The sequence below is a fragment of the Sphingobacterium yanglingense genome, assembly GCF_004363245.1.
Taxonomy (GTDB): Bacteria; Bacteroidota; Bacteroidia; order Sphingobacteriales; family Sphingobacteriaceae; genus Sphingobacterium; species Sphingobacterium yanglingense.
The window spans coordinates 36032-47835 of sequence record NZ_SNYV01000020.1 but is presented as its reverse complement, the minus strand read 5'-3'; the positions used below and the strand labels follow the sequence as shown (position 1 = coordinate 47835).

General features: G+C 36.8%; 11 protein-coding genes. 5 read left to right on the top strand and 6 right to left on the bottom strand.

What is annotated here, in order from left to right; genetic code table 11:
• The first annotated feature begins 105 nt into the window (after positions 1-105).
• Both dxs and dnaA read left to right on the top strand, forming a co-directional pair.
• Positions 106-2034 carry a 1-deoxy-D-xylulose-5-phosphate synthase gene (gene dxs / locus CLV99_RS22535; RefSeq protein WP_133586786.1) on the top strand — a complete coding sequence of 643 codons (1929 nt, stop codon included), beginning with the start codon at positions 106-108 and terminating at the stop codon, positions 2032-2034.
• 381 nt (positions 2035-2415) lie between these two features.
• Positions 2416-3843 carry a chromosomal replication initiator protein DnaA gene (gene dnaA, locus CLV99_RS22530; RefSeq protein ID WP_133586785.1) on the top strand — a complete coding sequence of 476 codons (1428 nt, stop codon included), beginning with the start codon at positions 2416-2418 and terminating at the stop codon, positions 3841-3843.
• A gap of 142 nt (positions 3844-3985) precedes the next feature.
• On the opposite strand, the gene CLV99_RS22525 is transcribed toward dnaA, so the two are convergent.
• The 6 genes from CLV99_RS22525 to CLV99_RS22500 form a co-directional block, all read right to left on the bottom strand.
• A complete protein-coding gene (locus tag CLV99_RS22525) occupies positions 3986-4333 on the bottom strand; it encodes a hypothetical protein (RefSeq protein WP_133586784.1) in 348 nt (115 codons plus the stop codon).
• 180 nt (positions 4334-4513) lie between these two features.
• Positions 4514-4852: a hypothetical protein gene (locus CLV99_RS22520; RefSeq protein ID WP_133586783.1), complete on the bottom strand. Its 339-nt coding sequence runs from the start codon at positions 4850-4852 to the stop codon at positions 4514-4516.
• Positions 4853-4951: 99 nt separating this feature from the next.
• Positions 4952-5998, bottom strand: a complete 1047-nt coding sequence (lpxK, locus tag CLV99_RS22515; RefSeq protein ID WP_133586782.1) for a tetraacyldisaccharide 4'-kinase — start codon at positions 5996-5998, stop codon at positions 4952-4954.
• Complete coding sequence (locus tag CLV99_RS22510; protein WP_246032836.1) at positions 5995-6456, bottom strand: gliding motility lipoprotein GldH; 462 nt, start codon at positions 6454-6456, stop codon at positions 5995-5997. The genes lpxK and CLV99_RS22510 overlap by 4 nt, the downstream gene beginning before the upstream one ends.
• Positions 6457-6479: 23 nt before the next feature.
• Positions 6480-7904: a PSP1 domain-containing protein gene (locus CLV99_RS22505; protein ID WP_211348630.1), complete on the bottom strand. Its 1425-nt coding sequence runs from the start codon at positions 7902-7904 to the stop codon at positions 6480-6482.
• Between the two features lie 9 nt (positions 7905-7913).
• Entirely contained in the window at positions 7914-9062 is a 1149-nt protein-coding gene (locus tag CLV99_RS22500; RefSeq protein ID WP_133586780.1) for a DNA polymerase III subunit, read from the bottom strand.
• A 165-nt stretch (positions 9063-9227) separates the two neighbouring features.
• On the opposite strand from CLV99_RS22500, the gene dnaN reads away from it, so the two are divergent.
• From dnaN to CLV99_RS22485, 3 genes are all read left to right on the top strand, one after another.
• Positions 9228-10352, top strand: a complete 1125-nt coding sequence (gene dnaN, locus CLV99_RS22495) for a DNA polymerase III subunit beta (protein ID WP_133586779.1) — start codon at positions 9228-9230, stop codon at positions 10350-10352.
• 12 nt (positions 10353-10364) lie between these two features.
• Positions 10365-11024, top strand: coding sequence for a DedA family protein (locus CLV99_RS22490; RefSeq protein ID WP_133586778.1), 660 nt, complete (start codon positions 10365-10367; stop codon positions 11022-11024).
• A 114-nt stretch (positions 11025-11138) separates the two neighbouring features.
• Complete coding sequence (locus tag CLV99_RS22485) at positions 11139-11711, top strand: CAP domain-containing protein (protein ID WP_133586777.1); 573 nt, start codon at positions 11139-11141, stop codon at positions 11709-11711.
• The last annotated feature ends 93 nt before the right edge of the window (positions 11712-11804 follow it).

Sequence of the window (11804 nt, the reverse complement as noted above, 5' to 3'; positions counted from 1 at the left end):
AAACATCTCTGGTATATTTTACAGACAAAACTAATTCTCTAAATAATTGTAGATAGTTTATGGAATTAATTGTTACTTTGTATCTTATTTTGAAATTTTTTTGGTATGCAGGTAGAAGCAGGAGCACTTTTAAAAGGAATTCAATTTCCGTCTGATTTACGTAATCTAAAAGATAGTGAATTGGAAGAAGTATGTAAAGAGCTCAGACAGTACATTATTGATATTGTTTCTGTCAATGGAGGGCACTTTGCGGCTAGCTTGGGCGTGGTCGAACTGACCGTAGCATTACATTATGTATTGAATACCCCTTATGACCAGATTATATTTGATGTGGGACATCAAGCTTATGGGCATAAGATATTGACAGGCAGACGTGATTCTTTTCATACGAATCGTGTCTTAGGTGGAATATCTGGATTTCCTAAGCGCAGCGAGAGTGAGTATGATGCCTTTGGGGTCGGACATTCATCAACCTCCATTTCTGCAGCTTTGGGAATGGCTGTAGCATCAGCTTATAAAGGGGAAACAGATAGGCAACATGTAGCAATAATAGGTGATGGCGCTTTGACCGGAGGAATGGCTTTTGAAGCCCTTAATCATGCTGGTATTGAGAAATCGAATCTCTTGGTGATATTAAATGACAATTGTATGTCTATTGATCCCAATGTGGGGGCGATGAAGGAATACCTAACAAGTATTACTACTTCTAAAAGCTATAATAGATTCAGAGATGACCTTATCGCTGTATTGGCTAAGATTTCTAAGAATGGTCCTGACGCATACGGATGGGCTAAAAAGTTGGAGCAAAGTATTAAGGGAACGTTGTTAAAAAATTCTAATCTGTTCGAATCACTTAATTTTAGATATTTTGGACCTGTCGATGGGCATGACGTCAATAAATTGGTTAAAACTTTAGAGGATTTGAAGCATATCAATGGACCAAAGTTGTTACATGTGGTTACAATGAAGGGAAAAGGGTATGCTCTCGCAGAGAAAGATCAGACGAAATGGCATGCTCCTGGACTATTTGATAAGATAACAGGCGAAATCAAGAAATCCACGCATGATAAGCCTCAGCCACCAAAGTACCAAGATGTATTCGGGCATACTTTGGTAGAACTAGCTGAAAGTAATAGTCGGATAATGGGAATTACGCCAGCAATGCCAAGCGGTTCGTCTATGAACATTATGATGAATGCAATGCCAGATAGAGCATTCGATGTCGGGATTGCAGAACAGCATGCTGTAACTTTTAGTGCTGGGTTGGCAACGCAAGGTTTAGTACCGTTTTGTAATATTTACTCTTCGTTTATGCAACGGGCCTATGATCAAGTAATACATGACGTTGCTTTACAAAATCTAAATGTAGTATTCTGTCTAGACAGGGCGGGATTAGTAGGAGCTGATGGACCAACACATCATGGAGCATATGATATTGCATTTATGCGCTGTATTCCTAATATGACGATAGCAGCGCCTATGAACGAAGAGGAGTTGCGTAATATGATGTACACGGCTCAATTGGAGAATATGGGACCATTTGTAATTAGGTATCCACGTGGATCGGGAGTAATGGCGGATTGGAAGCGTCCATTTAGGGCTTTGGAAATAGGAAAAGGGCGTAAGTTAGTCGATGGCGAGGAAGTCGCTATTCTTAGTTTAGGCCATGTAGGTAATGAGGTATCGAAGGCTTTTCATGCACTGAACGAGGAAGGGATATATCCTGCTCATTATGATATTCGATTTGTGAAGCCAATTGATGAGGGTTTATTACACGAAGTATTTTCAAAATTTAAGAAGGTAATAACTATAGAAGATGGGGTATTGCCCGGAGGATTTGGTTCGGCAGTGCTTGAGTTTATGGCGGATCATGGCTATACAGCAAATCTTGTACGATTAGGTATTCCTGATGAGATTGTGGATCATGGTGAGCAACCAGAACTCTGGAGACTGTGTAATTATGATGCCAACGCGGTGATAGAAGTGTGTAGAAAACTAATGCAATCGCAACCAACAAAGACTATGGTCGGTTAAAATAAGGACAAAATAAAATTATATTTTTAAATTGATTAAGCCACAAGTATTTGTGGCTTATTTTTTGCGGTGTATAAAGGAGAAAATGACTAATTATTGGAGCGTAAAGTTTTCCACAATTTTCAATCCGCAATCTATTTTTTTTCGAAAATAGCAACCTATTCTTGCTAACAGATGCCCGTGTGGAAAAGTATAATTTGACGTAAATATTATAGTTAAAACAGCTTTAAAAATGACATAACTCGCTGTGTATTAGTTATTATTGTTTTTTTTGGTTTTTGATTTTTTTACCTCAGAAATTTTTGTCATCTTCGTTGAGAGCGAAAGTTATAAACAATTATTTTATCATTAATTGGTTATCAAGTTATTAACAATTTAAGAATGGAAAAAACGTATACAGGTGTTTGGAATAATTGTCTTCAGGTCATAAAAGATAACATTCCGGCGCAGAGTTTCAAGACATGGTTCGAGCCTGTGAAGGCTATTCGTTTGGAGGGAAACGTTTTAACTATTCAAGTACCGAGTTTGTTTTTTTATGAGTGGTTGGAAGAGCACTATGTGGGTATTCTTCGTAAGACTGTAAAGAAATTTTTAGGCGAACAAGGAAGGTTAGAGTATAATATCGTAGTAGAGAAATCTTCTACTAATATACCTTATACGACAAATCTACCTTCGAATGGCAACGGGGCTGAAGCTAAGAGACAATCTATCCCAGTTCCTGTCGCTCTAAATAAAAATATTAAGAATCCATTTGTCATACCTGGACTAAAGAAATTGCAGGTTGACCCACAGCTGAATCAGAACTATACGTTTGAGAATTTTGTGGAAGGTGAATGTAATCGATTAGCTAGATCAGCTGGTTATGCAGTGGCCAATAAACCTGGTGGTACCTCATTTAATCCTTTGATGTTGTATGGAGATGTGGGATTAGGTAAGACGCATTTGATACAGGCAATCGGTAATGAGATAAAAAGGAACTTGCCAGATAAGCTAGTTATATATCTTTCTTGTGAGAAATTCTGTCAACAGTTTGTAGATTCCTTGAAGAATAATACTATCAATGATTTTGTAAACTTCTATCAGGCAATGGATGTTATTATTATGGATGATGTCCATAATTTTGCAGGAAAGGAAAAAACACAGGATATATTTTTCCACGTGTTCAATCATTTACACCAATCAGGAAAACAAATTATTCTGACTTCGGATAAGGCACCAAAAGATCTTTCTGGGTTAGAGGAGCGTCTTTTAAGCCGTTTCAAATGGGGATTATCTGCCGATATACAAGCTCCAGATTTAGAGACTAGAATAGCAATTCTAAAAAAGAAAATGTACTCTGATGGTATAGAATTACCTGAGAATGTTGTAGAGTACGTAGCGACACAGATTGATAATAGTGTGCGTGAATTAGAAGGTGCTCTAGTTTCATTATTGGCTCAATCTACATTAAACAAAAAAGAAATAGATCTGAACTTGGCAAAATCGATGCTAAAGAACTTTGTGAAAAATACCCACAAGGAGATCTCGATGGAGTATATTCAGAAATTGGTATGTGAGTATTTTGAAGTTCCTGTAGAAATGGTTAAATCTAAGGTACGTAAGAGAGAAATAGTACAGGCTCGCCAAATATCAATGTATCTGGCTAAAAATCATACCAAGTCCTCTTTGAAGTCGATTGGGAGTTTCTTCGGAGGAAGAGATCACTCTACCGTAATCTACGCTTGTCAGACAGTAGAAGATTTGATCGAAACGGATAAGAAATTTAAAACATACGTACAGGACATACAGAAGAAATTAAAAACTTCTTAGTCGTAGTAATATAATATAGGAGAAGGGCTGATTCTTTAGTATGAATCAGCCTTTTTATATGAAATAAGGCGAGCCAGAGTATTTTCTCTGACCCGCCTCAGCTAGGTAATTATGAAATTAAAAACTATTGTACTGATTCAAGCTATTCTTTTTTATTAGCCATCTTTTCTTCTAAGTATTGAACGAATAATGGCTTTTGTTCGTCTGTCAATAAGTCGTTAATCTTACCATTGGCAGTGGCTGTCAAAGCTTGTATTTGTTCTTTTACTACATCTGCCGATAATGTTGTGTCTGATTTTATCGCAATTTTTGCATTTACTTTTTCAAGAACAATATTATATACAGCTGTTTGTTGGTCATCAGTCAGTGTTAATTTTTCGGTTAATTCTGTAACCGTTTCTTTTGCTTTGTTTTCTGGATTTATTTCTTGAGCGAATAGAATCGTGATAGCAAATAAAAAGCTTAGTCCAGTTAAAATTAATTTTTTCATAGCATTTAAATTTTAAGTTTTTGAAATGTATTATTAATCGTTTTCTGAATTAATAACTGTTGTATCGCCTATTTTATTGCTTTTATTGTATCGTATTTGTTACAATTTAACATCATTTAACACAACCTAAAAAGAGATAAAGCTATGTTATCCCTTTTTAAGTTATTGTTTTTTAGTACTTTAAGTTTTATTTTGTCGACTTCTTTTGTTTTGGGTACTATTTTGCAAAGAGTCGTATTTTACTACTTGTTCCTCGGTTAGGAAAGTTTTTATTTTAGTGTCTCTTTGTTTCCAGGTTTCTCTCCTATTCTCTGCTTTTGTTTCTTTTTGAAAAATTAAAAGATAGTTATAAATAGAGTCTTTTTGGGAGTCTTGAAGATTAAGCGCTGTGGCTAATCGTTCGACTTTTATTTTTGTCTGTTCTTCAGGACTGCGATGCTGTCTGTTGCTCCTCTCCTGTGCCTGGCCAATACTTATGGACAAGGCTGTGGTTATTGCTAATGCAAATACTGTTTTCATGATGAATCAATTAATTGTTTACACCATAAATTTCATTAAATAATTTGACTAGTAGGGAGTTGGTACTTTAACTTTAGTGAAGATTAACTTTCGTTAAAGCTAATTAACACTTGTAGCGGACTGTATGTAATTAAATATAAAATGATCAAAGGTATCCTGCTGCTTATCCATTGATTTGAGGGTGATAGGGATGTAATAAAGCGGTATATCCTGCAATGCCGAGTTAGGTACCCTTTGCATATCTTTTTCTGTCGTTATGATAATTTTATTGGTAGTAGGTAGAGACTGATAATAATCTGCTATTTTATCGAAGTCTTTATCCGTGTAATTGTGATGGTCTGGATATTGTAAGATATGTACTATATTTCCCAGAGCAGTGAGATAAGACTGTAATGGCAAAGGATTGGCTATACCACAAAAAAGAACAATATCAAGGTTTTTCAAAGGGGCTGTTAGGGGTTGATTATTTCTGTCTTTTGGTTGCCCATAATCAATTCCCGTGTAGAATATAGGTGCTAGAGCATGTTTTCTTATTTGATGCTCTATACGGTTCCTATCTCTATTGAGAATGTCGTCGGGACACTTTGTAATTAATATTAGATCGGCTCTTTTCGTTGCAGAAAAATTGTCCCTAAAGTTTCCGGTAGGAAGGGGTATTATGGGGGATAAAAGAGAGTTAAAGTCGAAAAGAAGGATGGTGAAACCTGGAGTTAATTTTCTATGCTGATAAGCATCGTCTAAAATAATGAGGTCGTGATCTTTATTAAGTTGTTGAACTCCGTAACAGCGATTTTCAGAAACAGCAACTGTAATTTTCGGAAATTTATTTTTGAACTGTAAAGGCTCATCCCCTACTTCGATCGCTAAAGAATCGCTGTGTACAATTTTATAGCCTTTTGTTTTTCGACCATATCCCCTACTAAGTGTTGCAATTTTGTAATCATCTTTTAGTAATCGGATGATGTATTCCGTCATTGGGCTTTTTCCTGTTCCTCCTATGGCAAGATTACCAATGACAATTGTTGGGATGGAGAATTTGGTGCCTTTTAGTATAGCTTTGTCATAGAGTGTGTTTCTAGCCCATACAATGAGCCAATAGATTAGACTTATTGGTAATAATAACCACCGAATAAGGGTAATAATCATTGTTTTACCACCTTAATACCTACATCAACAATATCCTTGAGTGGATTTTCCCGCATGTTCTGTTCGACCGCAAAGGTATATACACCGGTATCAGGGAAGACAAAGTTTTCTTTTGCAAGATATTGTACTTCATATAGTGATCCCGCTGAATTTCCGAACCAACGTCCATCCAGCTGAGCAAGAGGTATTTCTTTGCGATAAGCTGTATCGGCTAATTTTGCACCTTTTTCATGAAGGAGTACAAAAATATTGGAAAAGCTATATTCATTGGAGTGGCGTAGGTTTATATAGATGTTGTATCTAGCCTTGGAATCTGCTATGTGCACATCAAATTGAGGTGTTTTTTCATATGACCATGCTCGGTCTGGAATAGGCTGATTCTTTTCATAAACAGCGCTATTGGTACACGAAACCAAACAACTTATTATACCAAAAGCATATAGAAGGGGTCTTATCATATTGAAAAAATAGTGACGAGTATCTACTCGCCACTGTTATTTGGTTTATCGTTATTCTTGTTTCTATTCCTGTTATTATACCTTCTTTTTTTGCGCTGCTCATTTTTTAGGGCGTTGTCATCTCCCAGATTAGCAGAGGGTGCCGTTTTGTTATTGTCTTTATTTTGAGCAGGTCTATTCTGACGGCTTTCTACACCACTGCTCGTTTCCTTTTTTTGACCTGACGGGGCTTGCTTTGGAGCTTGTGCCTGATTAGAATTTGTATTACTCTCTGTTTTTTGATTTGTTGGAGTTTGTCGAGGTTTGCTTTTTTTCTTTTTACGTCTTTTGTTTTTATCATCCAGACGTGTTAAGCTATCTTGGCCAACGACATTTTCATAGTCAAAAACAACCGGTTTTTTGGTCTCAACAGCTTGAGGGGTGTAATCTAATGCGTCAGGCTTAATTCCTCCCTTATTCATTTCTGCAAGTTCTTTTACTTTGCTGATGGATAACGGGATCCAGTTTTCAGCACCAGGGTAAGAGAACCACATTGTTTTTTTGAAGATATCTGTTTTTTGGAGATAGGCCATTCCACTATTGGTCTCTATTCTGTCTACATCGTTAGGAATATCCTTTAGTGCATCCATATAGCTATCCAACTCATAGTTCAAACAACACTTTAATTTACCGCATTGACCAGCTAGTTTTAGTGTGTTGAGGGATAGATTTTGATAGCGGGCAGCAGAGGTTGATACGGTCTTAAAATCGGTAAGCCACGTGGAACAACAAAGTTCACGACCACAGGATCCTATACCACCCAAACGGCTCGCTTCTTGACGCATTCCAATCTGTCGCATTTCTATTCGGATCCGGAAGGATTCAGCCATACGTTTTATTAACTCACGAAAGTCAACCCTACCTTCTGCTGTATAATAGAAAGTAGCCTTTGTTTTATCACCTTGATAGTCTACATCGGATATTTTCATCGATAGACCAAGGTCTAAAGCAAGCTTTCGTGCTCGATGCATAGTCTCCCATTCAAGCTCTTTCGCAATGTTGAACTTTGTAACATCGGCATCGTTTGCCTTGCGGTAGATTTTCTTGACAACGGAGTCTGGTGCGATATTGTTTTTCTTCAATTGAAGACGGACGAGCTCTCCTGTCAAAGAAACATGCCCGATATCGTATCCTCCTGTAGAAGGCTCTACGGCTATCATTTCGCCCATTTCTAGGTAAATGTTGTCCGTGTTTACATAATAATCCTTACGAGACCCTTTGAAGCGAACTTCAACAATGTCAAAGGGTTTATAATTTGAAGGCAAATCCATGTCGGAAAGCCAGTCATATACATCTAATTTATTACATCCGCTGGTCATGCAAGAACCATTGTTATTGCATCCTGATGGTACTGTACCTAATTTACTTCCTGTACCACATCCCCCGGATGAGCAACTGCCACATCCCATATTTCTATTTTATATTATTGAGTCCCGATTTTTCGGGAACGTTTGATATTTGAACAATAAAACCAATTGCAAAGATAAATCTAAAAATAATATTTTGGCGTTACCATTGCGTTCAATCCCATAATGTGTCTTTTCTAGGATATTGATAGCTTCTTCTAATTGTTCAAATTGGAATAAACCACTAAATTTTTCTACAAATGCAAATTCTTCTTCTTGTAAAAAGACTAGATTTCTCAAGCCTTGTTGCATTAATATGATCTGTCTCATCATATTAATGGCATAAAGTAAGAAACTTTTTTGATTTTCCCGACCTAATTTTGAAAGTTTGTCCTCGGTAAGACCTATTAGTTCTTTTCCATTATCAGTGACTATAAAACGTAACCATTGAACCAAAATAGAAAAAGTTTCGTTTTCTCCATGTTGATGGATTAAATTAAGAGCTTCTTGAATATTTCCATCTGCAATAAAGGATATTTCTTTGGCACGCTTAGGGTCTAACTTTCGCTCCTCAACTAAATAACTATTCATCTCGTCATGATGAAGTTTGTTAATTTTGACCAATTGGGTTCGGGAAATTACCGTATTTATTATTTTATCTTGATTTTCAGCAACTAAAAGGAAGAGCGTTTTTGCTGGAGGCTCTTCAATAAGCTTTAGGAGGGCGTTTCCTTGGGTGTCAAGGTATTCCGGAAGCCACATAATCAATACTTTGTACTCGGCTTCAAAAGATTTGAGACTCAGTTTTTTGATGATATCATGGGCCTCAGCTATATTGATATTAGCTTGTTTATTGCCAGAATCTAATTGCTCTCGCCAGTAATTCAAACCCAAATAAGGATTGGTAAGAAAAGCTTTACGCCACTCGTCCATATAGGTAGTAGCAGTTTCTTCTTTGCCTTTAGCAAAGAAGGGATAGGAAAAATGTAAATCGGGGTGGATTAATTTTTCATATTTTCTGCAAGATGCACAATGTCCACAACTATCGTCCTCTTGTCGGTCTTCACAATTGATGTATTGGGCATATGCCAACGCTAAAGCCAGACTGCCTGAACCCTCTGGTCCTAAAAAAAGCTGAGCATGGCTGACCCGATTGTTTTTTACCGAGTTGATTAAATGGTTTTTAATGCTTTGGTGTCCTACTATTTCCTTAAATTGCATATCGTAAGTCTACACAAACTTAGATAAAAAGCGTTGTATTCACGAATACATAGTACAAAAAAAGCGAAGTGAATATGTCAGTGATGAAAGATAAACCCGTACTTAGATTGTAAAAATTTAATTCTTTTCTGTATTATTGCATATAAAAATATATCGAAGCTAGACATGAGATTTATAGTATCCACATCTGTATTATTAAAGCAATTGCAGGCCATAAGCGGGGCATCCAGTAGCAGTACTGTTCTTCCGATTTTGGAGAACTTTCTATTTGAAATAAAAGATAACACTTTAACTATTTCTGCGACGGATTTACAAACAAGCATGGTAACTTCTGTGGCCATCGAAGCTAAAGAAGAAGGAAGAGTAGCAATGCCATCAAAGATTTTGATAGATACATTGAAGACGTTACCTGATCAACCTGTCGCTTTTTCGGTGGATACAAAAACGCTGGCGATAGAGATTAGTGCTGGAGATGGAAAATATAAGCTCAGTGGAGAAAATGCAGATGACTTTCCTAAGATACCTGTTGTAGATAATGTCTCAACAGTTAAAATTACAGCATCCATTCTATCGGAGGCAATAAATAAAACAATATTTGCAGTAAGTAATGACGAGTTAAGACCAGCGATGTCTGGTGTGTTGGTGCAATTGGGAGAACAGAATATCACTTTTGTAGCAACAGATGCACACCGCTTGGTGAGATACCGTCGTACAGATGTCGGTGCAGAAAAGGCAACATCTATCATTCTTCCAAAGAAAGCATTAACATTGTTAAAATCTTCCCTACCATCTGATGAGACTTCGGTAGCAGTAGAGTATAATACAACAAATGCATTCTTTCAATTTGGCAGCATTCATTTGATCTGTCGCCTTGTAGACGAGCGTTATCCGGATTATGATGCTGTAATCCCTCAAGTGAATCCAAATAAACTTACAGTAGATCGCGCTTTGTTTTTAAACACATTGCGTCGTGTGGTTATTTTTGCAAATAAAACGACACATCAAGTTCGTTTGAAAATCAATGGTAGTGAGTTGAATATCTCTGCGGAGGACTTAGATTTTTCTAATGAGGCTCATGAACGTCTTAATTGTCAGTTTGAAGGTGAAGACATGGAGATAGGATTCAACGCTAAGTTTTTGGTAGAAATGCTGAATAACTTAAACTGCGAAGAAGTGGTGTTGGAAATGAGTACTCCAAATCGCGCTGGGTTGTTATTACCAGCAATCAAGCAGGATAATGAAGAAATCTTGATGTTGGTTATGCCTGTAATGCTGAATAGTTTTAACTAATACTGAATTCCATTGGATTTAATATATTCATTGATAGATTTTATTCTTCACATTGATGATCATCTAGTGGAGATTGTAAATGACTATCAGACCTGGACGTATTTGATTTTATTTCTAATCATATTCGTTGAAACAGGTGTGGTCGTGATGCCTTTTTTGCCAGGAGATTCGTTACTTTTTGCAGCGGGTATGCTTGCTGCTCAACCAAATGATCTTAATATCTGGATTATGATTATTCTGTTGCTTATTGCCGCTATTACGGGAGATTCCCTGAATTATGCGATTGGTAAGCATTTTGGAATGCGTATTACTCGGTTTAGGCTGTTTGGGAAGCAAATGGTAACAGACGCACAACTTGAAAAAACGCACTCGTTCTATGAGAAATATGGTAGCAAAACAATCGTTATTGCTCGTTTTGTTCCTATCGTAAGAACCCTCGCCCCTTTTGTGGGAGGAATTGGTAGGATGAAATATAGTACGTTTATAACCTATAATGTTGTTGGAGCAATTCTTTGGGTTGTCGGAATTACATTGGCGGGCTATTTCTTAGGGAACATTCCTATAATTCGAGATAATTTTTCTAAAGTGGTTTTGATTATTATTTTCCTTTCTATACTTCCGATAATTTTTGAAGTAGTGAAGGAAAAAATAAAAGGAAGTAAAGCAGTCTAAAGGCTATATATGTTATAATAGAAAGGGGCACTCCAAAAAGGAATGCCTCTTTTTTTTGCTTAGTTTGATTTAAACATAAGTGCAACAAAGTAGTCTAATTTAAAAAGAGTTAATATGCGTATTTTGTTTTTCTTATTACTGTTCTCTACTGTAGCGATTGCTCAAAATAAAAATATTAGTACCGATCGGCAACAAGCAAAGGAGGCATATAACCTACTCAATGAGATCCGTATGCATCCCGAAAAATATGCTAAGAAATTAGGAATTTCACCGGTGAATAAGGTGAAAAGAACGATGTTGATTTGGAACGATGATCTCGCAAAAGTAGCTGAATTCAGGGCTTATGATATGGCTAATCGTAATTATTTTGAACATGTGACACCAGAAGGTTTGGGGCCGAATTATTACATGGTAAAGGCTGGATATCACCTCAACCCCGATTGGACGAAGAAAAAGTCAGCGAACAATTTCGAATCGATAGCAGCCAACCATGCCTCAGCCGTAGAGGGGATTAATGCTTTTATCATCGGAAAGGGATCTCCAGGTTTTATGCATCGGAAACATGTTTTAGGTATGGACGATTGGAATGGTTCTCTAGTCGATATAGGTATCGGATTTGTCCATTCACCGAGCGGATCTACTTATAAAACCTATTTATGTGTAATCATTGCTAAGCATGATTGGTAGGATGGTTGTCCATAAACGACATTTTTATATAGCAGGATATAGTTTGGGGTTTTTCAATAGTCAGATTGTTAGAAATCAACATTAGTTTTCCTA

Coding starts and splice junctions, on each gene's coding strand:
- CLV99_RS22505 (WP_211348630.1), bottom strand. CDS start 7,904: ATGGGATGTGGCAGTTGCTCATCCGGGGGATGTGGTACAGGAAGTAAA.
- dxs (WP_133586786.1), top strand. CDS start 106: ATGCAGGTAGAAGCAGGAGCACTTTTAAAAGGAATTCAATTTCCGTCT.
- CLV99_RS22510 (WP_246032836.1), bottom strand. CDS start 6,456: ATGATAAGACCCCTTCTATATGCTTTTGGTATAATAAGTTGTTTGGTT.
- lpxK (WP_133586782.1), bottom strand. CDS start 5,998: ATGATTATTACCCTTATTCGGTGGTTATTATTACCAATAAGTCTAATC.
- dnaN (WP_133586779.1), top strand. CDS start 9,228: ATGAGATTTATAGTATCCACATCTGTATTATTAAAGCAATTGCAGGCC.
- CLV99_RS22520 (WP_133586783.1), bottom strand. CDS start 4,852: ATGAAAACAGTATTTGCATTAGCAATAACCACAGCCTTGTCCATAAGT.
- CLV99_RS22525 (WP_133586784.1), bottom strand. CDS start 4,333: ATGAAAAAATTAATTTTAACTGGACTAAGCTTTTTATTTGCTATCACG.
- CLV99_RS22485 (WP_133586777.1), top strand. CDS start 11,139: ATGCGTATTTTGTTTTTCTTATTACTGTTCTCTACTGTAGCGATTGCT.
- CLV99_RS22500 (WP_133586780.1), bottom strand. CDS start 9,062: ATGCAATTTAAGGAAATAGTAGGACACCAAAGCATTAAAAACCATTTA.
- dnaA (WP_133586785.1), top strand. CDS start 2,416: ATGGAAAAAACGTATACAGGTGTTTGGAATAATTGTCTTCAGGTCATA.